This window comes from Effusibacillus dendaii, from assembly GCF_015097055.1.
Taxonomy (GTDB): Bacteria; Bacillota; Bacilli; order Tumebacillales; family Effusibacillaceae; genus Effusibacillus; species Effusibacillus dendaii.
On record NZ_AP023366.1, the window covers coordinates 878,542 to 900,029 of the forward strand.

Annotated in this window: 21 protein-coding genes and 1 riboswitch; of the genes, 6 read left to right on the forward strand and 15 right to left on the reverse strand. The window is 49.1% G+C overall.

Annotation, left to right across the window (positions count from 1 at the left end; translation table 11 throughout):
- Nucleotides 1-182: 182 nt before the first annotated feature.
- From skT53_RS04605 to aroQ, 5 genes are all read right to left on the reverse strand, one after another.
- Nucleotides 183-626, reverse strand: coding sequence for a CD1247 N-terminal domain-containing protein (locus skT53_RS04605; protein WP_200759991.1), 444 nt, complete (start codon nucleotides 624-626; stop codon nucleotides 183-185).
- A gap of 98 nt (nucleotides 627-724) precedes the next feature.
- Entirely contained in the window at nucleotides 725-997 is a 273-nt protein-coding gene (locus skT53_RS04610; protein WP_200759992.1) for a YqhV family protein, read from the reverse strand.
- 291 nt (nucleotides 998-1,288) lie between these two features.
- Nucleotides 1,289-1,846, reverse strand: a complete 558-nt coding sequence (efp, locus tag skT53_RS04615; protein ID WP_200759993.1) for an elongation factor P — start codon at nucleotides 1,844-1,846, stop codon at nucleotides 1,289-1,291.
- 36 nt (nucleotides 1,847-1,882) lie between these two features.
- A complete protein-coding gene (locus tag skT53_RS04620; protein ID WP_200759994.1) occupies nucleotides 1,883-2,953 on the reverse strand; it encodes a M24 family metallopeptidase in 1,071 nt (356 codons plus the stop codon).
- 30 nt (nucleotides 2,954-2,983) lie between these two features.
- A complete protein-coding gene (gene aroQ, locus skT53_RS04625; protein ID WP_200759995.1) occupies nucleotides 2,984-3,436 on the reverse strand; it encodes a type II 3-dehydroquinate dehydratase in 453 nt (150 codons plus the stop codon).
- A 121-nt stretch (nucleotides 3,437-3,557) separates the two neighbouring features.
- On the opposite strand from aroQ, the gene skT53_RS04630 reads away from it, so the two are divergent.
- The 3 genes from skT53_RS04630 to skT53_RS04640 all read left to right on the forward strand — a co-directional run bounded on the left by skT53_RS04630 (nucleotide 3,558) and on the right by skT53_RS04640 (nucleotide 5,667).
- Nucleotides 3,558-4,154, forward strand: a complete 597-nt coding sequence (locus skT53_RS04630) for a histidine phosphatase family protein (RefSeq protein ID WP_200759996.1) — start codon at nucleotides 3,558-3,560, stop codon at nucleotides 4,152-4,154.
- Nucleotides 4,155-4,287: 133 nt separating this feature from the next.
- On the forward strand, nucleotides 4,288-4,824 hold the full coding sequence (locus skT53_RS04635; RefSeq protein WP_200759997.1) for a YhcN/YlaJ family sporulation lipoprotein: 537 nt from the start codon (nucleotides 4,288-4,290) through the stop codon (nucleotides 4,822-4,824).
- 579 nt (nucleotides 4,825-5,403) lie between these two features.
- Nucleotides 5,404-5,667, forward strand: coding sequence for an MFS transporter (locus skT53_RS04640; RefSeq protein ID WP_200759998.1), 264 nt, complete (start codon nucleotides 5,404-5,406; stop codon nucleotides 5,665-5,667).
- 256 nt (nucleotides 5,668-5,923) lie between these two features.
- Here skT53_RS04640 and gcvPB read toward each other — a convergent pair whose 3' ends face one another.
- Genes gcvPB through gcvT form a run of 3 tightly spaced genes read right to left on the reverse strand, consistent with a single transcriptional unit; the run spans nucleotide 5,924 to nucleotide 9,842 of the window.
- Nucleotides 5,924-7,381 carry an aminomethyl-transferring glycine dehydrogenase subunit GcvPB gene (gcvPB, locus tag skT53_RS04645; RefSeq protein ID WP_200759999.1) on the reverse strand — a complete coding sequence of 486 codons (1,458 nt, stop codon included), beginning with the start codon at nucleotides 7,379-7,381 and terminating at the stop codon, nucleotides 5,924-5,926.
- Nucleotides 7,378-8,727 carry an aminomethyl-transferring glycine dehydrogenase subunit GcvPA gene (gene gcvPA, locus skT53_RS04650; protein ID WP_200760000.1) on the reverse strand — a complete coding sequence of 450 codons (1,350 nt, stop codon included), beginning with the start codon at nucleotides 8,725-8,727 and terminating at the stop codon, nucleotides 7,378-7,380. The genes gcvPB and gcvPA overlap by 4 nt, the downstream gene beginning before the upstream one ends.
- 17 nt (nucleotides 8,728-8,744) lie before the next feature.
- Nucleotides 8,745-9,842 (reverse strand): glycine cleavage system aminomethyltransferase GcvT, encoded by a 1,098-nt coding sequence (gene gcvT / locus skT53_RS04655; RefSeq protein ID WP_200760001.1) that lies wholly within the window; start codon nucleotides 9,840-9,842, stop codon nucleotides 8,745-8,747.
- A 390-nt stretch (nucleotides 9,843-10,232) separates the two neighbouring features.
- Nucleotides 10,233-10,342, reverse strand: a riboswitch (glycine riboswitch).
- A gap of 70 nt (nucleotides 10,343-10,412) precedes the next feature.
- On the opposite strand from gcvT, the gene skT53_RS04660 reads away from it, so the two are divergent.
- On the forward strand, nucleotides 10,413-12,140 hold the full coding sequence (locus skT53_RS04660) for a DEAD/DEAH box helicase (RefSeq protein ID WP_200760002.1): 1,728 nt from the start codon (nucleotides 10,413-10,415) through the stop codon (nucleotides 12,138-12,140).
- Between the two features lie 8 nt (nucleotides 12,141-12,148).
- Nucleotides 12,149-12,991, forward strand: coding sequence for a YqhG family protein (locus skT53_RS04665; RefSeq protein WP_200760003.1), 843 nt, complete (start codon nucleotides 12,149-12,151; stop codon nucleotides 12,989-12,991).
- Here the strand turns inward: skT53_RS04665 and skT53_RS04670 are convergent.
- The 5 genes from skT53_RS04670 to skT53_RS04690 form a co-directional block, all read right to left on the reverse strand.
- The gene (locus skT53_RS04670) at nucleotides 12,946-13,791 is read right to left on the reverse strand and encodes a hypothetical protein (RefSeq protein ID WP_200760004.1); all 846 of its coding nucleotides are present in this window, start codon (nucleotides 13,789-13,791) and stop codon (nucleotides 12,946-12,948) included. The genes skT53_RS04665 and skT53_RS04670 overlap by 46 nt on opposite strands.
- A gap of 174 nt (nucleotides 13,792-13,965) precedes the next feature.
- On the reverse strand, nucleotides 13,966-14,436 hold the full coding sequence (locus tag skT53_RS04675; protein WP_200760005.1) for a hypothetical protein: 471 nt from the start codon (nucleotides 14,434-14,436) through the stop codon (nucleotides 13,966-13,968).
- A 58-nt stretch (nucleotides 14,437-14,494) separates the two neighbouring features.
- A complete protein-coding gene (gene thrB, locus skT53_RS04680; protein WP_200760006.1) occupies nucleotides 14,495-15,418 on the reverse strand; it encodes a homoserine kinase in 924 nt (307 codons plus the stop codon).
- A gap of 11 nt (nucleotides 15,419-15,429) precedes the next feature.
- Nucleotides 15,430-16,479, reverse strand: a complete 1,050-nt coding sequence (thrC, locus tag skT53_RS04685; RefSeq protein ID WP_200760007.1) for a threonine synthase — start codon at nucleotides 16,477-16,479, stop codon at nucleotides 15,430-15,432.
- 24 nt (nucleotides 16,480-16,503) lie between these two features.
- The gene (locus skT53_RS04690; protein WP_226375336.1) at nucleotides 16,504-16,947 is read right to left on the reverse strand and encodes an ACT domain-containing protein; all 444 of its coding nucleotides are present in this window, start codon (nucleotides 16,945-16,947) and stop codon (nucleotides 16,504-16,506) included.
- 351 nt (nucleotides 16,948-17,298) lie between these two features.
- Between skT53_RS04690 and skT53_RS04695 the strand changes: the two genes are divergently transcribed.
- Nucleotides 17,299-18,012 carry a 4Fe-4S binding protein gene (locus tag skT53_RS04695; protein WP_200760009.1) on the forward strand — a complete coding sequence of 238 codons (714 nt, stop codon included), beginning with the start codon at nucleotides 17,299-17,301 and terminating at the stop codon, nucleotides 18,010-18,012.
- A 60-nt stretch (nucleotides 18,013-18,072) separates the two neighbouring features.
- Here the strand turns inward: skT53_RS04695 and skT53_RS04700 are convergent, their stop codons facing one another.
- Nucleotides 18,073-19,581, reverse strand: coding sequence for a succinyl-CoA:acetate CoA-transferase ScpC (locus skT53_RS04700; RefSeq protein WP_200760010.1), 1,509 nt, complete (start codon nucleotides 19,579-19,581; stop codon nucleotides 18,073-18,075).
- Nucleotides 19,582-19,937: 356 nt separating this feature from the next.
- Nucleotides 19,938-21,410 (reverse strand): transposase, encoded by a 1,473-nt coding sequence (locus skT53_RS04705; protein ID WP_404828937.1) that lies wholly within the window; start codon nucleotides 21,408-21,410, stop codon nucleotides 19,938-19,940.
- Nucleotides 21,411-21,488: the final 78 nt, after the last annotated feature.

The following is a 21,488-nucleotide window of genomic DNA, read 5'->3' on the forward strand; positions in this document are numbered from 1 at the left end:
GCTTGTTCGAAAAAATACGAGATTCCGCTAACATAAAAACTATTTTCGTAGATTCAGACGCCTGACGTAAAAAAAATTGGCTTTCGCCAAGACTGCGGCAGGCGAAAGCCAAGCAAAAACCCTCCCTCTTGACGCAGGTGTACGCCATCTTGAGGGAGGGCTGATCAGACAAAACCGATTTTTTAGGTGGACATCGACACATCTTCGTTAACCAGAATCGTTTCGTTGCATTCGGGGCAAAGCACTTCCGCCACATCGTCGGCTTCAAACAAATCGGAATCGACGAATACCATCTGTTTGCAATTCGGACATTCGATCTCCAGGTATTCCACATCGTCGTCTTCCGCTTCCGTAGAACCGTACACCGAATACAATTGGACATCGTCTTCCTCTTCGTTGTATTCATCGTAAAAATCATTTTCCAGATCGGTCAAATCTTCATCGATGGCGGCCACATACTCTTCCAGGTCATTCTGCTGCACATGGATCGTGTCCAGCGATCGAATCACATCATCCAACAGATCCAACACTTCAATCAAAATCCGGCCTTCTGCTGAATTTTGATCGACGTTTAAACCGGCCGTTAATCCCATTATGTAAGCCATACGTTCTTTTAGATCCTGCACAGAAAATCCCCCTTTAACCGTTCGTCATAACTAGTATGCACCGGCAGGGTAGATTCAATCATAACGTGTGGATTTTACCAAAAAATCGGTCCTTTGGATCAGAAACGGACGCCGTACAGAATAAATCCGACGCCAATCATCACAATCAACATTTTGGAAAAATCGAGTTTGTCTGCAAGACCAATCAAACCAATCGTCGTAACCAAAATCAGTACGGTCGGTCCCACTAACGACAGAAACGCGTTCACCGTGACTGCCCGTTCAATTGTGCCGTAGTACAGCATCAACAGGGCGGCCATAACTTCGATAGCACCGGACAACATTCGCAATCCAGCCATTCCCCAAACCAGTTTGTCCTGTACGTCAAACATGTCCATTCCCCCATTCTTGACTGGCGTTCGTATCCTTTTGCCATTCTATTCGGGTTACAGACAAGCTAGAACGTTACAGCGCAGTTCGATACGTCCGAACGGTTTGTGTTAAACGGCTACAGGCATTGTCCTTCTTTCCAAAAGCACGGCGCTGGGGAGACAAGGCTAGCTTTCGCAGTGCAGGACCGTACATGCAGGTTGAGAGAACGTAGATGTTTCTTACCAACGCCGCAAACAGCAGAAAAAACTGCATCCCCGTCGAAGCAGGAACGCAGTCCAGAGAGTTGCTATTTATGCGCGTGATACGTAATCACCGGAGCGGGTGTCAATGATCAGCTTGTCCCCAACCTCAATGAAGAACGGAACCTGTACTACATATCCGGTTTCCAGCTTCGCAGGTTTCGAACCGCCCGTTGCTGTATTACCACGGATACCCGGATCTGTTTCCACCACTTCAAGTTCTACCGTGTTCGGCAAATCCACGCCGATGGGCGCACCCTCGTAAATCATCACAAAACAGTTCATGTTTTCTTTCAAAAACTGAATTTCATACTCCAATTGACTGGCTGGAATTTGTATCTGTTCGAACGTTTCGGTATCCATAAACGTATAGGAGTCGCCATCATTGTACAAATATTGCATTTCACGGTTTTCAATACGGGCACGCGGAACCTTTTCCCCCGCGTTAAACGTCATTTCCTTAACGGCGCCGGTTCGAACGTTTTTCAGTTTCGTACGGACGAAAGCTGCGCCTTTACCAGGCTTCACATGCATAAATTCGATGACACGCCAAATGGCGCCATCATATTCAATCGTTACGCCTGGTCGAAAATCGTTACTTGAAATCATGTTGTTTCCTCCTTGTGTTCCATGAAAGATAATAGATTATGAAAGAGCCAACAAGTCCTTGGTGGAACTGGTCAGAATCTCAATTCCCGTTTCTGTGATGACAACATCGTCTTCAATTCGAACGCCGCCAAATCCGGGGATATAAATTCCTGGTTCCACAGTCACCACCATACCGGGCAACAGTTCCACATCGGAAGCGGTCGACAAACGTGGTTCTTCATGTATATTTAAACCGATACCGTGCCCAAGGCTGTGACCAAACTGCTCGCCATATCCTTTTGATGCAATAAGGCTTCGGGCCAGCGCATCCGCTTCTTTCCCCGTCATGCCGGGCTTAATATTTTGCAGTGCATGAAGCTGGGCAGCGAGTACAATTTCATAAATTTCTCGCTGTTTGTCGGACGGCTCCCCAATCACCACGGTACGGGTAATGTCTGAACAATACCCCTTGTACAGGGCGCCAAAATCCAATGTAACAAAATCGCCCTGTTCCAGTTTCTTGTCAGATGCGACACCATGCGGCAAACTGGACCGGACTCCGGATGCGACAATCGTATCAAACGAAGGACCTGCCGCCCCCTGCCGCCGCATAAAAAACTCCAGCTCGATCGCCACGTCCCGTTCGCTGATTCCCGGTCGCAAATAACCTAAAATATGGGAAAAAGCGGCATCGGCAATTTCTGCCGCCTGTTTCAATATCCCAATTTCCACCTGATCTTTCCTCATGCGCGGCTTATCGGTCAACCCTTTCGTCGGAACCAACTCGACAGGAGCCAGTGAGTCTTTGTATGAGGCATACATGGCGTATGTCATATGGTCTTCTTCAAACCCCAACCGCTTGATACCCAATCGGTTCGACTCTTCCCGAATGGTATCTACTGCCATCGCACCGTGTTTAACCACCCGAAAATCGGGAGCCTGCTTCTGCGCCTGTTCCATGTAACGAAAATCGGTTATCAGCACCGCTTCTTTGTCAGAAATCAACAGATAAGCAGCCGTTCCGGTAAATCCGCTTATGTATCTCCGGTTCTCCGGTTTGAGAATCAGAATCCCGTCAATCGATTGGGAAGCCATTCCTTCCCGTAATCTAGTCAACCGATCCCTCATGGTGATCCCACCTTTTATGCAAGAGTGTGCTCAGGCGAGCGTCCCCTTCCGCTGTATAAAGTCCACCAAAGCGAACAATCCCAACGTATATCCGTATTCGCCGAAACCGCTGATTTGCCCGACAGCAACAGGCGCAATCACCGAATGATGGCGAAACTCCTCCCGTGCATGGATGTTCGACAGGTGCACTTCCACAGTCGGAATCGAAACGCTGCTGATCGCATCGCGAATCGCAATACTATAATGCGTATATGCACCCGGATTGATCAAAATTCCTGCTGCCTTGCCAAACGCCGCATGAATCCGATCTATGATTTCCCCTTCGTGATTCGACTGAAAAAAATCAAGTTCAACCGGAAATGGACGTGCCGCCTCCGCCAACTGCCGGTTAATGTCTTCCAATGTGGCGGTACCGTATATCTGCGGCTCGCGCCGCCCCAGCAAGTTCAGATTCGGACCGTGAATGACAAGAATTTGAGCCACGAACATCCCTCCTGAAAAATCACTTTGTCATTGTAGCACAAATTGATCGGAAAGAGTAGTAAGAACCATTGTTGCCTAGATTTGTTATAATGTAAGGTATGTAAGGGTGAGGTGAATCGTAATGATGACAGAGATATGCTTGGTAAGACATGGGGAAACCGCCTGGAACCGGGAAGCTCGCATGCAAGGTTCACAGGATACTCCTTTGTCTGAAGTTGGCATCCGGCAGGCCCGGATTGCTGCCGCTCAACTGGCGAAAGAATCGTGGGATGTGATTTATTCGAGTGATTTGTCGCGTGCCAAGCATACGGCCGAAGAGGCAAACGAACATCTGCAAATTCCCCATTATGTGGAGAAGGGACTTCGGGAACGCAGTTATGGGATTTTGGAAGGGATGATCCGATCCGATATTGAACAGATGTATCCAGGTGTATTCTCTGGGGAAACGAATCACGAAATCGCAGGCTTGGAGTCTTTTGAATCGTTGAGTCAGCGCGTAAAAGATACGATTGAAACGATTGCCCGCCGTCATCCAGGTCAACGAATCCTGATTTTTACGCACGGGGGCACGATCAATGCGTTTCTGCATGCGATTACCGGCCAGAAAGCGGGGAAAATCGGCAATACCGCTATCACCAGAGTCCGCTTCGACAACCAAGAGTGGTATGTGGATTGCGTCAACGATTGTTCCCATTTGACGGAAACTCCGGTGGAGTAAATTTTTGGCCGAAGCGTACAACGTGCATCCACAAAGTCCCTCATCCGCAGGGGCTTTTTTCTTATTATAAAAGTATGCTTTTTTCCTTTATTGGCAATAGTAAGAGCGGATTCTACATCAAGGAGTGAGACGCATGAAAAAGATGTTGCTGATTCCGCTCACAGCTGTTCTGTTAGTTACATTGTCCGCTTGTGCGGCAGGCAAGTCGGGTCCCCGCACGCAAACCCGTACACCCGCCCCGGCACCGATTACGGATTACAACGCGAACAATCCAAATGCCGGTAATGTACAAAATCCGGCGCGAGGCAATACCACAGCACAGAATGCGCCAGACGGAAAGTTTCGTGAGGCGCAAAATATCGCGAATGCGCTGGTTGGCAGGCACAACATACAAAGAGCAAGTGTATTTGTAACCGACCAGACCGCTTACGTGGCCGTTGACATTCCAAATACGGTGCAGGGTCAATTGACCGATCAAATCAAAAACTCGGTAGCAAATGAGGTTCGGCGCGTAGACCCGAGCGTTCAGCAGGTATATGTCTCTGCTGATCCAGCGGTCATGCAGCAGTTCCAAGGATTCAGCAACGATATTCGAAACGGGCAGCCGATTCAAGGACTGTATACCCGTTTCACGGAAGTTATCCGCCGCATGATGCCGCAGCAGCGGTAGTCTATTATATTTGCAGGAGGTACCCATGGTCAAATCAGTCTCTCGGATTCCGCAGGTGGATCAACCGGATGAAATCACCCGGACAGACATGCCGGAAATCGGTGATGAAACCCCACATCCGCAGTCCCCTAACCCGCAGGTATAAAACAGAACGCCTCTTCTTCCAAATGAGGTTAAAGAACCTAAAAATCAAAAGCCGATATTTCTTTGTAAAGAAGTATCGGCTTTTGGCTGTTTAACTTTCATGTTGGCAGTCTTTTAATTTTACAAATGGTTCATATGCTTTATCGTAGAATAAACTTGAGAAAAATGCCACAATCATCATAATTTATACTTGTATCGACAAGGAGGTATTGACGCTGGACAAAAAAATTTTATTCCGGTCGTTTGCATTACGGGTGGATAGCAATCGCTGTAGTATTTTTAACACTCTTAGTGTCGGCCGGTGTTCGTTCCGCACCGGGCGTGCTTATCCTGCCCTTGGAAAAGGCGTTTGGGTGGGATCGGATGAGCACCACTTTTCCGTTAGCTATCAATCTGGCTTTATATGGACTCTGCTGACCTTTTGCGGCAGCCATTATGGAGGAGTACGGAATTAAACGTGTCATGGTATACGCACTCACGTTGTTGGCAATGGGGGCCGGGCTTTCCGGATGGATGAAGACTACCTGGGCGTTTTCTCTATTGTGGGGACTGATAATTGGAATCGGTACAGGATTTACGTCTGCCGTACTTGGAGTTGTTATAACCAATCGCTGGTTTAAAGAACGGAAAGGGTTGGTCATGGGAATTCTCACGTCAAGCACCGCAACGGGGCAGCTTGTTTTCTTGCCATTAGTGTAACAATATTTTCGGGAAACAAAGCGGAATTGTGCTTGGCTGGATTTAGGCATCCCATCAGTTAGGGGCTGCTGCAGCAGCATTTGGCGGTGGAACTTTACACACCTTGACGGGCTCATATACGTTTATTTTTATTTTTGCAGGTGTACTTTGTGTTGTGGCATCCGGATTTTTTATTCAGATTCGGCGAAATAGGAAATTAATTCAAAGAAACCGGACTTCCACCTGCGCCGGAGGCTTGGTGAAAGCCCGGTTTTCTTTATTTCTGGTAACGCAAAACCGGGTTTCTGGCAGCAGTTGTTTCATCCAACCGGTTAACCAGCGTCGTATGCGGCGCATGTTTAATGACGTCAGGCGTTTGTTCTGCTTCTTTTGCAATCCGGATCAGCGTTTCAATAAACTGGTCCAGTGTGTCGATGTTTTCCGTCTCGGTCGGTTCAATCATCATCGCTTCCTCTACGTTTAACGGGAAGTAGATCGTCGGCGGATGGAATCCAAAATCGAGAATTCGCTTCGCTATATCGAGCGTCTTGATGCCTTGCGCTTTTTGCCGTTTGCCCGACAAAACGAATTCATGCTTGCAGATCCGATCATACGGCAAATCAAAATACGGCTGCAGTCGGCGCATCATATAATTGGCGTTAAGAACGGCATCTTCCGTTACCCGTTTCAGTCCGTCCGGCCCCATCGTACGAATATACGCGTAAGCGCGTACCAATACGCCAAAATTCCCGTAAAACCCTTTCACTTTTCCGATCGATTGCGGACGGTTGTAATCAAGTACATACTGCCCATCCTGATATTCAATTACAGGAACCGGCAAAAATGGGATCAGTTCTTTCTTCACACCCACCGGTCCCGCCCCCGGTCCGCCGCCTCCGTGCGGAGTCGAAAACGTTTTGTGCAAATTCAGGTGCACCACGTCAAATCCCATGTCGCCAGGACGTGCGTAACCAAGGATTGCATTCGCATTCGCCCCGTCATAATAGAGCAGGCCGCCTGCCTCATGCACAATCCGGGCAATTTCTACGATATCTTCCTCAAACAGCCCCAGCGTGGAGGGGTTCGTCAACATCAGGGCCGCTGTATCGGAACCGACCGCCTGGCGCAGCGAATCGAGATCGACACCGCCCCGCTCGTTCGATTTGATCGTAATCGTATCGTAACCCGCTACTGTGGCAGATGCCGGGTTCGTGCCATGCGCCGTATCAGGAACAATCACTTTATTCCGCTTTTCGCCGCGCGATTCATGGTAGGCACGAATCAGCATCAGACCGGTCCACTCCCCTTGCGCACCGGCTGCCGGCTGCAGTGACACGCGGTCCATACCCGTAATCTCCTGCAGTTCCGTTTGCAGGTTGTATAACAGTTCCAGTGCGCCCTGTACCGTCTCGCTCGGCTGGTAAGGATGAATCGAGGCAAACCCGCTCAAGCGGGCCATTCGTTCGTTCCGTTTCGGATTGTATTTCATCGTACAGGAACCGAGCGGGTAAAATCCGTTATCGACGCCATAGTTGCGGCGCGACAAAGCGGTGAAATGGCGGATCAAATCGACCTCGCTGACCTCCGGCAGTTCTGCCGCCTGTTGACGCAGATACCCGTCCGGGATCATCGCCTCCAGTTTCTGTTCCGGCACATCACAAAGAGGCAAATCGCAGGCCATGCGGTCCGGCCGTGAAAGTTCAAAAATCAACGGTTGATTGTTTTCCTGTCTCATAGAATCGCCTCCAATCGCTCGGCCAACAGATCAATTTCCTCTTTTGTACGAAGTTCGGTTACGGCCAACAACATTCCGTTTTCATATTCCGGATAGGAACGTTCCAGTGAATAGCCTCCTACAATCCCCGCTTCCAGCAGTTTGCGGTTGGTCTCATCCGGATTGCCTGGCAGTTTGACAGCAAATTCATTAAAGAACGGCACGTTAAAAATCGGCTCGATTCCTTTTACACCCACCAGTTTCGACTGGGCATAGTGCGCTTTTTGCAGATTCAGTTCGGCCACCTGCTGGAGCCCCTTTTTGCCTAAATAACTGAGATAAATTGTGGCTGCCAAAGCGTTTAAAGCCTGGTTGGAACAGATGTTGGAACTCGCCTTTTCCCGCCGGATATGCTGTTCGCGCGCCTGCAATGTCAGAACGAACGCCCGGCGTCCATCGAGATCTTTCGTTTGTCCGACCACTCGGCCCGGAATCCGACGAACCAACTCTTTCGTGGTCGCCAACATGCCTAAGTACGGACCGCCAAACGCCACCGGATTGCCAAGCGGCTGACCTTCCGCCACCACAATGTCAGCGCCAAACCGGCCAGGTGCTTCCAATACACCCAGTGCAATCGGATTGACAGCCGTTACAAACAACGCTTTCTGCCGATGTGCCAATTCGCTGATCGTCCGAATGTCCTCAATCGAACCGAAAAAGTTAGGATACTGCACCAGAACGCCTGCCACATTGTCTGTCAGTTTGGCTTCCAAATCAGCCAAATCGGTCAGCCCGTTTGCGATTTTGATTTCTTCCACTTCAATCTGTTGACCGTACGCGTAGGTTCGGAGCACCTGCCGATATTCCGGGTGAACGGCGCGAGAAACCAGCAATTTCGAACGGCGAGTCGCCGCACAGGCCATAATGCCCGCTTCTGCCAAAGCGCTGGCCCCGTCGTACATGGAGGCATTCGCCACATCCATGCCGGTCAGTTCACAGAACATCGTTTGATATTCGAAGATGGCCTGCAAAACACCCTGCGAAATTTCAGGCTGATAGGGGGTATACGCCGTGTAAAATTCGGACCGGCTGATCAATGCATCCACGACAGCCGGAATGTAATGCTGGTACGCGCCTGCGCCCAGGAAACTGATATACTCTTCCAAATTTACATTGCGAGCTGCCATTTTTGAAAAATTGCGGGTCAGCTCCATTTCCGACCAAGCGGGCGGAAGTTGAAGATCTTTTTTCAGGCGAACCGATTCCGGTATGTCGGTAAACAGTTCTTCCATGCTTGAAATGCCAAGCGATCGCATCATTTTATCGCGATCTGATGCGGTGTTTGGGATATATCCGAAGCTTTTCAATGGTTCTCCTCCTGACTCTACTTCTCCCGTTTGTAAAAGGGGGTTTTGACGATCACGCCGCGAACCGGTTTATTGCGAATGATTACATCGATTTCCTGGCCGATTTTGGCAAAATCCGCTTCCAGAATCGCCAATCCAATGTTTTTCTTAACGGTAGGGCCCATGGTGCCGGTCGTAACTTCCCCAACCCGTCGGCCGTTAACCTGCACTTCATAATGGGTGCGCGGAATTCCTCGTTCGATCATTTCAAATCCGACCAATTTGCGGGAAGGGCCTGCTTCTTTCTGTTTTAACAGGGCCTCCCGTCCGATAAAATCGCCTTTTTCGAATTTGACGAACATACCCAATCCCGCTTCCAGCGGCGAAATCCACTCACTGATTTCCTGTCCGTACAGCGGCAGCTTCGCTTCAAACCGCAGCGTGTCGCGAGCGCCAAGCCCTGCTGGAACAACTCCATCCGGCTCTCCTGCGGAGAGAATTTTATCCCACAGTTCGCTCGCTTTGTCGGCGTCCACATACAGCTCAAATCCGTCTTCTCCCGTATATCCGGTGCGTGAGACCAGCGCTGAAATGCCGCCCACATCGACATTCTGCGCGAACCAGTAATAACGGATCTGCGACAGGTCAAAGTCGGTCAGTTTGCGGAGCACTTTTTCCGCCAAAGGCCCCTGCAGAGCCAATTGAGCAATCTGTGACGACAGGTTTTGAACCTGTACATCCCCTTTGACATGCTGTTTGATCCAGTTGTAATCTTTGTTGGTGTTGGCCGCATTGACCACCAGCCAGTAGCGGTTTTCCGCCAATCGATAGACCAGCAGGTCATCCACACAACCGCCGTTCGGGTAGCACATCGGCGAATAGAGCGCCTGGCCGATTTCGACTTTGGACGCATCGTTTGTGATCAGGTTTTGGATATTCGATAAAGCGTCAGGCCCCAGCATTTCAATTTCACCCATATGCGACACGTCAAAGAGACCTGCGCGCGTGCGAACCGCGTCATGCTCCGCCAGAATGCCGGAAAACTGCACAGGCAATTCCCATCCGCCAAAATCGATTGTTTTTCCGCCATACCGTTCATACAGGGCAAACAACGGTGTCCGTTTCAATTCTGTCATCCGTACCCTCCCTTTCCATTTTGTAGTTTGTCCCGCGCCAAAAGAAAAAGACACACAAATGGGAAAAAATCCCTGTGTGTCTGTCTCTGTCTTTTTACCTGAGAGTCCCCAACCACGAATACAAATTAGAAACTGCGGATTTCTTTGTTGCGACGTCATTCCGATGCGCTGGACACGATGTCCGAGTGTCGACCATGTCACAGGACGTGACTGGGATGGTCGACCTCACATAGGTTTCCACTATGCTCCGCTTCTCATTTCCGCCGCGCCTCGAACTCCTTGTTTCTAATTTGTCTTCTCGAAGCATGCTTTATGACAAATCCATAAAACTATGAATCGTGGGTGTTGCCCCTTGGGTGGCTTATGTATGAAAGCTCTCTCCAGAGGTGCGTCCCGAATACGGTGACCTTTGCCTGAGAGATTCGTGAACGGAATGCAGGACACCCCTTTCACTTGCTCCTACGGCGACGCCATAACGCGTTCTCTCCCGTATCAATCATCCGCAGTATAAAATTGTAAAATTAACACATTCTAAACCAGCAACCTGATTATACCACATGAGGTGAACCCATGAAACTGGATTCTTTGCCGAACCCCCTTGTGCATGGGGCACCGGACTGTATTATAGAAGATTCACTGTTTCCGCAGTTTCTAGAGCGCCTCGAAACTGACAATTGGGACAACTGGACTTTATTCCAATTGATTCGGAAAGCGGAAGAAACAAAAGTCGTTCCTTCTTTTGACGAACTGCTCTGTCTGCAGCATATCCCGGCGGTGATTCCGTATCCGCACCAGATTACCACTGCCAAACGGGTGCTCAACGAACTGCAGGGGCGAGCCATTCTGGCGGACGAAGTGGGGCTCGGAAAAACAATCGAGGCCGGTCTCATCCTGAAAGAATACGTAATGCGCGGATTGGTCAAAAAAGCGCTGATTCTCGTTCCCGCTTCTTTGGTGCTGCAATGGACCCGCGAACTGAATGAGAAATTTAACATCTCCGCTTTCGCCCAACGAAACGAATGGTCCTGGACCACTTACGATATTTTGGTATCCTCAATTGACACGACAAAACGGGAACCCCATCGCAGCACCGTTTTGGAGCAGGATTGGGATCTGGTGATCGTAGACGAGGCGCATAAATTAAAAAACAAGAAAACAAAAAACTGGGAACTGATCAACCAACTGCGCAAAAAATATTTGCTGCTTTTGACTGCCACTCCCATCCAGAACGACCTGAAAGAACTATACAACCTCATCACTCTGTTAAAACCAGGCCAACTGGGAAGCACCCAACAATTTGCGTCCACGTTTATTGAGGAAAAACGGAAACCCAAAAATGCCGCCGAACTGAAAAGCGCGCTTTCGGAAGTCATGATCCGTAACAAGCGAAGCGAGGGAGGCGTTTTTTTTACGAAGCGGAATGTGAAATCGATTCCGCTTGATCTCTCTCCGCAGGAACGGGAATTGTACGATGCGGTCTCCTCTTTTGTAAAGGAGGAATATGTCAAACGGCGGGCGGAGAAAGGGAACGTCCTGCCGCTAATTACATTGCAACGGGAAATCTGTTCGTCTCCTTATGCGGCTTTTCCCACGCTGGAAAGAATGTATAAAGATCCGAAAACATCCGAATCGTTGAAGTCGAGAATTATGCAGTTGAATCAGATGTGTCAAGCGATCCCGCTTGGTGAATACACGAAGGGAAAATTGGTGCTCGAACTGGTCGCGCAGGCAAACGATAAAATGATCGTCTTTACCGAGTATCGGGCCAGTCAGGATTATCTGCTGTATATGCTGGAACAAAACGGCGTAAAAGCGATTCCGTTTCGGGGCGGTTTCAAACGAGGCAAAAAAGACTGGATGACCGAACTTTTTGAAAAGAGAGCGCAAGTCATGGTCGCGACGGAAGCGGGCGGTGAAGGAATCAACCTGCAATTTTGCAATCAGGTGATTAACTTTGATTTGCCCTGGAATCCGATGCGGATCGAACAACGGATCGGACGCGTTCACCGCCTCGGACAGGAACGGGACGTTTGCGTATACAACATGGCAACGCGAGGCACGATTGAAGAACATATCGTCAGTTTGCTGCAGGAAAAAATCCGCATGTTCGAAATGGTCATTGGCGAATTGGATATGATCATCGGCCGTATGGGCAAAAATTTGGAAAACGACATTATGGAGTGGTTTGTCAGTTCCAACAGCGAGCAGGAATTGGCCGCCCGGTTCGACCAGTTGGGACAGCATGTCGAACAGGCAAAACAGGAAATCCTGAAAGACACATTTCTTGATTATGTTTGAGGTGACAAATGAACAACACGCAAATCCAGGAGTACTGCCGAAAATTCTTTGCGGCGACAAATTCGCCCATTTTACGGGATGAACCGAATTTTTTACAAGTGGAACTGCCGCGTGAGATCGATAAAGAGTTGACAGACCGGCCTTATTACTGGATGTGGGTAGAGACAATCGGTGAGCCGGTCCCCAATACGGTGCTCAATCTGGTGTTTGACCCTGACGTCGAGATTGAAGACGTGCAACGAACTGAGCTGATTGCGCTTGGCTGTTTTCGTCTGGAGAAAATATTTGAATCGGCAAGACGGAGAGGACAGTTTGTCCGGCTTACGCAAACCGATACACCCTCCCTTCTGCGTGTGCCGTTTTTGCTGACCACTTTAAAAATCTCCTGGATGGCCGACCGGAGACGGGATGAAATCCGTTCCTACGGGATTAATTTAAAAAGCGGCAAAATATATCCCGAACTGTACGAACAGGTTCGCGATCTGCCGTTCGTCAACTCCTATCCGGAATCAGAGTCGGATTCTGTCAATCGATCGCTGCTCGCCGCTTCCCTGCAAACCGGCTGGCAACAGATAAAAGACACTGTTTTGGAACAACTGCAAAATGACGACCATTCATGGGCCGAACAGGCAAAAGAACGTCTGCAGTCTGAAATCGACCAACTGGAAACCTACTACCAGTCTCTGCTGTTGGAAAACGAGCAGAAGCAGGTGAATCTGGCAGCCGAGAAAGAGCTTCGCATCGCAGAACTGAAATGGCGGTCACAACCACGTATTGAAGTACAGCCGATTCATTTCGCCCTTCTCTATTTGGATGCGACCCAACTGACAGACAGTTCGTCCGGTACATAAATCGGTGCTTTCGTCGCCGCAAATACATCCTGCACTTGCAAAAACGATAGGCCGCTGTCCAATGAATAACGCGCCTGGACCGCCCAAACCGAATAGTAATCTTTTGGAAGCGCCGTATATACCAGATAACCGCCTTGCGGATCTGCCAATTGTTGCGTGGAAAACGGCTGCGAGTTGCCTGTGCCATGCGAAATCATGACCGCCACACCCCGGTCTGGATTCAAATCGGTCTGAAACGTTTCCTGTTTGACGTTTGCAGCCTGCTGCGGTTTTGTCTTTACAGAGTCTTCTGCCGTCTTAAGACCCGCCGGAAGCCTGTAAGCAACTGGAGTTCCGTCAGGAAGTGTTTCCCCATTGGACAAATTCACCCATTTGGGTTGTCCCGTCGCTTGGTACAGGTGCATGCCCGGACCTGCGTACCGGTAAACGCCGCCTGCCCGATTTTGCATGATCGGCGGGGGTGTTTGTGAACTGTACTCCAGCAAAATCCGGTTTTGATCAGCCGTCACCAAATATCCCAAATCGCGGCCCTCGTTTTCGACATGCCAAACCGACACTCCTCCCGCAGTGTCTTCTTCAGACAGCACACAGGTGACAGACGCCCCTTTCCATGTTGCAAAATCAGAGTTTGCCGCCGCAATCCAATTGACCCAATTTTGCAATGCGATATCCGGACCTGTATTTGTTTCAGCAGACGATACCACATTTGCATTCGGCGAGGCAGAGGCTTGTCCACTTGCACCGCCAAGCAAAACCGATGATACGCACAACGCCATGATACCTGCCACAAGTCGATTCATCTCGATCCCCTCCATGCTCTGTCATTATAAAAGAGGGATTCTGCAATTGTTGACGGAACGTGTCAACACCGTTTCGTCATTCCATCACAATATAAGAGACAAACCGACAAAAACCCCTGCGTGCAACGCAAGGGTTTTGACGATTTCTGCAAAAGCTTTCTCAGACCCATTTATTCAGGCAGGCAGTTTCTTGACTCGTTCAATTTCGCCGGACAGCCATTTCTCCGCTTGTTCCAACAGTTTCAGTTTCTGTTTTTTATGGGCGGTCAATGCGGACAATACCTTTTGCTGTTTGGCCTGATCGTGTTCCCGCTCCGCCTTGCGGAGTTCATCAAACAGTTTTTTGTCTGCTTCCCGATACTTGTTGATCTCTTCTAAAAAGGATTGGTACTTCCCCGTATCCAGTTTCAAGTTCTTTTGCTTGCTCAGCAACACCAGCTCATGATGCTCTTGTTTAAGAGTCTGTTTCATTATTTTGATCTGTTTCTGCAAATTCCGCAGCTCTTGCCAGTCTTTTGACAGCTCCTGTCGATTTTCCGACACGGAACTTCCCGAATTTGTTCCTGCCGCCCCCGCACCAGCCGGGGATACGCAAGCGACCGTTACTGCCGTCAGACAAATACTGACTGTTTTTTTCCAATTCATGAAAAAACCCCCTTATGTCATTCAATAGATTTAGAATGACACAAAGGAGGTGGATTTATTAGGAAATTGGAGTTACACCCGCAACGCCTTTGGCAGCAGGCGTAAGATGCAAAATCGCAGATGTGATTCCTTCTGAACGGAACCCCTTTTGCAAAGCCTCTCCGATTTGCTCCGCTCCTTCCTGGCAGAATGCGATCAAGGAAGGTCCGGAACCGGATAGAACGGCCGCTAACGCGCCTGCCTCCCTGGCGAATTGAATCGCTTTCTGCATGCCCGGAACCAGCGGCATCCGATACGGCTCATGCAGCCGGTCTTCCATCAGTTCGCAAAACATCTGGAGATTCCCGTCGGACAGAGCGGCCACCATCAAACTGGCTCGATTCACGTTGTGCACCGCGTCCGCATAAGGGAGCGCAGGCGGCAACGCCTTGCGGCTTGTCCGCGTGGCCAACTGAAAATCGGGAACCGCCACCACACAACGCATACCGATTGGTGCGGAGAAACGTTTCACATACACTTTTTCGTTCACGACGCCGGAAACAACCACTCCGCCAAAAATAGCCGGGGTCACATTATCCGGGTGCCCTTCCAAACGAACCGCCAGTTCCACCAATTTCTGTTCGGACAACGGGTAATTCAGCATTTCGTTTGCCGCCCACAGGCCGCCTACAATCGCGGTAGCGGAGCTTCCCATTCCTCGCGTGACAGGCACATTATTATGAATCCGAATGTGCAGCCCTCGCTCTGTCAGAAGCTCATTTTCGCCCGCTTCCATAAACACTTGCTGCATTGCCTTATAGACGGTATTCGTTTCGTTGACCGGCACCAAGTGAGCGCCATCGCCGGTCACTTCGATCCGTAGTTGGCCGTTGCCGGACCAGTCTGCTTCAAGCGTATTATAAAGGGAAAGTGCCATGCCAAACGTGTCAAAGCCGGGCCCCAGATTGGCAGTGGTCGCTGGAATGCGAACGCTTACCCCCATTCCGATTCCCCCTATCCGAAGATGGCCTTAACGACCGCCTCTGCTTTTGCATCTACCACTTTGGGCTCAATCGAGACACCGTGCTTGATCGCGTTATCCGGGTCTTTTAATCCATTTCCTGTGAGCACGCATACGATTTTGTCCGTCTCCGAAAATGTGCCCTGCTTCGACAATTTCAACACACCTGCCACCGAAGCGGCCGATGCCGGTTCACAAAATACGCCTTCTGACGCAATCAGGCGGTAGGCTTCCAAAATCTCCTGGTCTTCCACCATATCGATTTTCCCCTTCGAATCGTTCGCCGCTGCAACTGCCTGCTGCCAGCTGGCCGGGTTTCCGATCCGAATCGCTGTGGCAATCGTTTCCGGCTCTGGGATCGGTTGCCCTTTTACAATGGCGGCAGAACCGGCCGCTTCGAAACCGATCATTTTCGGCAATTTGCCCGAATGGCGGGCTTGCCGGTATTCGTTAAACCCTTTCCAGTAAGCCGTGATATTTCCCGCGTTGCCAACCGGAATCGCCAGGTAATTGGGCGCTTCGCCCAACGTATCACACACTTCAAAAGCGGCCGTTTTCTGACCGTCAATCCGGAACGGGTTCACCGAGTTCACCAACGTGATCGGATGCGTGTCAGAAATCTCCCGCACGATCTCCAGCCCTCTGTCAAAGTTCCCGTGGATCTCGATAATCTCCGCACCGTACATAATCGTCTGGGCCAATTTTCCAAGCGCGACTTTACCATGCGGAATTACAACCACCGCTTTCATGCCTGCCCTTGCGGCATAGGCAGCAGCCGCCGCAGACGTATTGCCTGTTGACGCGCAAATAACCACTTCCGCTCCGTCTTCTTTCGCTTTCGAGACGGCCATTGTCATACCGCGATCCTTAAAGGAACCGGTTGGGTTCAAACCTTCGAACTTGAGCCATACTTCGGCTCCTACCGCAGCCGAAATTTTGGGCGCTTGGTACAACGGGGTGTTCCCTTCAAACAATGTCACGATGGGCGTTTTGTCCGAAACGGGCATAAACTCGCGGTATTCTTCGATAATCCCTCTCCACATCCTGCGTTCTCTCCTTATGTCTAATTAGCTGTATCCTACAATTTCAACCGTTTTTACACCTTGTAAATCCTGTAAATTCTTTGTCAGTTCATCGGTCGATATGTTTAACTGACTGATATCAAGCGTCGTCGTCAAGTGAGCTGCCTGGCTTAACGGTATGCCTTGCGTGATCGTGATCACGTTTCCACCATACTGAGCAACCGTGTTCAATACATTTGACAGGATACCGGAACGGTGTTCGAGAATCATCGACAACGTGATCAGACGCTCCCTCCGTTCGTCCTCATACAAAAACACCAGGTCTCGGTATTTGTAAAAAGCGGACCGGGATAGACCGACAGAGTTGACTGCATCATGCACGGTTTCGAAATCGCCGCGGGAAAGCATATTTTTCACTTCCACCGTCTTGACCATCGCGTCCGGCATGATTTCTTCGGCAACCAGATAAAATCGTCTGCTCGGCTTCAATTGACTCTCCCTTTCCGTTGAGACTGCTGGTGGCACATACCCGAGAGCGGTTGTCAGACTATGTTCACTGCAGAAGGAATCCAGTCTTTTTATAGTAGACAGTATAACATTCGACATAAAAAGGCTCAATCTTTTTCTTGCACCAAAAAAACAGACATCGCCTGGCTGATGCCCGAATTTCCGCAAATTCATTCCGATGGTCATATCATCTTTGTTGCCTTTTTTCTTGTCCCTGTTTTAAAAATTTTTCAGATTGATCTACCGTCCCTGCATTTTTATGTATTTCGCAGAAAGTTTGCCTATGATGACGGTCTCGTCCTGCTGGTGGCCATTTAGTTTCTTGTATTTTTCGTGATACTAAGCGCCAAACTTTCTTATCGATTCTTCTGCGCCTATATGTGTCCACACCATACTCTATCGGGTTTTTTGACCCGGCTGGGTCAGAAATACAAAGGTGTTGATTGGCTGCTGGCAGCCATTCTTGCGCCGCTAGTTTCCTTTTCGCTTATTTCCTACTTTATCGATCCGAGAACGCTTCTGCATACGGTGTGGGCGTTGAAGATAAATGGGGTTTTGGGGCTATTCCTGCTGTTAACCGCCGTACTGTTCTTATTGGTTGGGATATTGCGTTTTCGATTCTGTTCCAACGCCTGTCCATACGGATTCTTGCAAATGGTGTTCAAAGATGCTCCTGCCAAAGAAAAAAAGCGGAGCGGCCCGGGAACATGGCTGCCCCTGCTGCTGCTTTTTATAAATGGTGTGTTCCTCGTTTATCTGGTAGTGTCCCATCCCGGGTATCATGTTCGGATCAACCAAACAACCAAAATTCAAAATCCGGAGACTTATTTATTTGTGGGAAACGTTGAAATTGAAAATTTGGAAAACGCAAGCCACCATTACAGTTTATCCGTCACCGGCACTTCCCCGGGACAGAAAATCTTGTTGCCGGAAAAAGTGTTGGTAGAAGCGGAAAATGTAAAGAGAGTTCCGTTAGTGATCACCGGAAAAAAGTCACTGATTCGCCGTTTGAGATACATGTTAAAAGCGATAATGGAAAAATCCTAATTGCGCGCATATAAATTTAAAGTCTCAGCCTGCAGACGTGCTCCGTGCAAGGAACTTTGTCTACAGGCTTTTTCCAAGCATCGTTCCTTCTCTTTGATATCGGACGTGCCATGAAAGAGCCTTTTCCAACACATGCGGCGTCTGTCCCCCTCGTTTTACCGCTTCCTGGTAATATTCAAGTAACTGCGGACGATACTGGGGATGCGCGCAGTTGTTTATAATCACAGAGGCCCTCTCACGCGGAGAAAGACCGCGCAGATCTGCTAAACCCTGTTCCGTTACGATCACGTCTACATCGTGTTCCGTATGGTCAACGTGCGAGATAAACGGAACGATACAAGAAACGTTTCCGTTTTTAGCTGTTGATTTGGTAACAAAGATTGTCAATCTTGCATTCCTGGCAAAATCGCCTGAACCGCCAATACCATTCATGATTCTGGAACCAAACATGTGCGTAGAATTGACATTCCCGTAAATATCGACTTCGATGGCGGTATTCATCGCAATTAAACCAAGGCGGCGTACGATTTCCGGGTGATTGGATATCTCCTGAGGCCGCAGCAGGAGTTTATCGCGATATTTTTCAAAATTACCTAATACCTTGTCCGCTTTTGCCGGGGAAAGTGTGATCGAACATCCTGATGCAAATCTGATTTTTCCTGCATCGATTAAATCAAATACGGCATCCTGCAGCACTTCAGAATAAACTTCCAAGTCGGTAAATTCGGACTTCAGGAAACCATGGAATACTGCATTTGCCACAGAACCGACTCCTGACTGCAGCGGTGCAAGATTTTTCGCAAGTCGCCCGGCCTTTACTTCCTCACAAAAAAAATGAACAAGATGATCCGCCATGATCGCAGTATCTTCATCAGGTTGTATGATCTTTGAAGTAACGTCACGCTGATTTGTAAGAACAATTCCTTTAATCTTGTCCGGATCAATCATGAAAGCGCTTGCTCCGATCCGCTGATCGACTGCCGTGAGTAGAATGGGGCGGCGGCGTCCTTGTTCCTCCGGGTTATACAAATCATGAATTCCCATCAATTGTGTGGGTTGCGCCTCATTGAGTTCAACAATAATCGCTTTCGCTTTCTCTACAAAAATATGAGAATTCCCAACCGATGTTGTAGGAACGATATATCCCTCTTCCGTAATTGCAACCGCTTCCACAATCGCGATATCAATTTGGGGAAGTGCGTTTTGCCGTATCATTTCGGCTGTATGGGAAAGATGTTGATCGATGTACCGTATTTCCCCTTCGTTAATGCTGTCTCTCATTCTTTTCTCTGACTGGTATGGCAGACGGAGATTGACGATACTGGCTTCCGCCAGAATGCCGTCGATTTCGGAATTGATCGACGCACCCGTATATACATTAATTTTAAATGGCTTTTTTTCTCTTTTTACACGTTCTACTAAAGCATACGGAACGACTTTCGCGTCACCGGCTTGCGTAAACCCGCTCATCGCCACCGTCATCCCATCCTTAATCCACGAAGCAGCTTCTTCTGCGCTTACAATGCGGTTCATCAAATCCCGATTGAACAAGCGGTTTGTCACATCCATTCAAAGTCCCCCAACAATACTATTTTTCTGTTTTTTTTAAAATATCATGCTTTAAACGGATTCTGCCGCAAATTCATGACAAAGCAGCATTTTTGGCGATAAGGCAGAAATTTTATAAATGGCTATGTTAAATTACATTTGATATTTGATATCTACGAACATTCGTTCCGTTATTGAGGTAACATTGCGTTCGGAGATGATTTACCCATAAATCTCGAGGATCTGAAAAAGGTAGCTGACGCTTTAGACAACAGTAGCAAGCTGGAACTCCTTGAATTTTTGTAATCCCGTTACACAAAGTGTATGTTTGATATACTTCTTTTTAGATGTTATCTCAGTTCTTAAGGAGATAGGCTCTAAAAGTCCGGTGAAAAATGCCGGTTTACGGTGTGGAATGGCCTTATGCACGAAAAAATAGCTGAACATAACCTGAAAATGGCAGAGGTTAGAGTTTCTTCCCTGATCACGGATTCCGGATTTTGGCATGCCAAAATACCGGTTTGAGGTCGTTTTTTCTTAAACCGACATAACCTTTTCAGATTTTGGACGATGGCGGTCAGCAGTGTCTGCTCTTGCATATTCTCCAGACCCCTACTCCGTGCACGATCCAGCCCGTGCACCGTTTTTGCTTCTGCAAAGGCATGTTCGCAACGAGTACGCCTTTTTTGGATCTGTCGATACTTGCCTTCCAGTTGGATTCGTTTGGCTTTGTTTTTGATCAGAACTTCTTGTACTTTGACCTCTCTTTTTCCCTGTTTTTCTGGATCATGGGTTTGTCTCTTCCAGGTTGGGATCGGTTCCAGTTCCAGATTCCGAAGCGAAACAAGCGGAATCATCCCTTGTGCAAATAATGCGCCAAGATATTCCGGGGTTCCATATGCTTTGTCGGCGGATACGGTGCGAATCCAAATCGTCGGATGTTGAAAACGAAGGGCTGCCAGTTGTCGAAGGCTGATCTCCCGTTCCGCCGTGCCCGCCGCAAGACTTGCCTGCGTTGACAAAATGACGCCGGAAGTCACATCGACGACGTTATGGACCAAATAGCGCAAATAGGCTTCCTGCCCTTTGCTCTTCTTGTATAACCGGGCGTCCGGATCGGTTACGCTTCGGTGTGTCGCATTGGAAAACTTCTTACCGTGAAAGTCTTCATGGACAGCCTCTTCTTGTAAGCGTGTCGTCTCTGAAGCGGACCTTACGGAGGACGACGGAGGGGGATCGGAATCCTCCTTTTTCGGGTCCACAGGCATTTCGTCTTGATCCTGACGAGCTAATTCTGACAAGTACTCCTCAATGGAATGCACCGGGGCCAATGTGATTTCCTGCAGGCTGTGAACGGATGCGTTGGCTCGTACCTGCGATCCGTCCACCCCTGCGTGGACGTCCGGTTTTACCAAGCCAGCCGCAATGCACTGATCGACAACATGGATCATCATTTGCTCGAAAATCCCATGCTTTCGCCACAATTTGCGGGTCTTAACCAAGGTCGTTCGATCCGGAAGGGAGGGGCGGTTCGGACTCGGTCGCTGAACGGATTCGAAATCCAGCCCGCAAAACCACAAATAGCCCGCATGCATAGATAGCAATTGATACAATTCCCGTTCGGAGTGGTTGAACAGGTAGGAAAGCAGCATCAATCGAACCATCCGCTCCGGGTCAGCCGCCGGGCGGCCGGTACGTTCCGTGTACAGCGGCGCCACCCAGTCATGGACAACGGAAAAATCAAGCGCTTCGTTCAGTTGGCGCAGGATATGCTTTTTGGGCACCAGTTCATCCATGTCTATAAATTGGAACATCTGAGGCTGGATGGCCGATGACTTACGAGCTTTCATGTTCAATCACTCTTTCGATGGTTTGTTACAGTATCAATTCGGCAAACCCGTGGTAAAAGCCTGCTAAGGCGGGCTTTT